The following is a 463-nucleotide window of genomic DNA, read 5'->3' as shown; positions in this document are numbered from 1 at the left end:
CGTGCTGGAGACCGCACTCGGCGAGGAGATGACCGAACACCTCGGGCATACCAAGAACCGGGCCGTTCCCGGCCGGGAATCGACGAACACCCGGAACGGGACCCGGTCGAAAACGGTCATCTCGGATGCGGTCGGCGAGATCGAGATCTCGGTCCCGCGCGACCGGGCGTCGACGTTCGAACCGCAGATCGTGCGGAAACGACAGCGCCGCCTCGGCGACGTCGACGAGATCGTGCTGTCGCTGTATGCGAAGGGTTTGACGACCGGGGAGATCTCCGCGCACTTCGCGGAGATCTACGGGGCGTCGATATCGAAAGAGACGGTCTCGCGGATCACCGAGTCGGTAATCGCCGAGATGCAGGACTGGGTATCGCGGCCGCTGGACTCGGTGTATGTGGCCGTGTTCATCGACGCCATCCACGTGAAGGTCAGGGACGGCCACGTCGCGAACCGGCCGGTCTAC

General features: G+C 64.8%; 1 protein-coding gene. It reads left to right on the top strand.

Annotation, left to right across the window (positions count from 1 at the left end; all coding sequences use genetic code 11):
* On the top strand, positions 1-463 hold a 463-nt coding region (locus FVA95_RS29445; protein ID WP_193564449.1), incomplete at both ends, for a transposase.

Source organism: Pseudonocardia sp. EV170527-09 (assembly GCF_008369905.1).
Classification (GTDB): domain Bacteria; phylum Actinomycetota; class Actinomycetes; order Mycobacteriales; family Pseudonocardiaceae; genus Pseudonocardia.
This window is presented reverse-complemented; position numbering and strand designations above follow the sequence as displayed.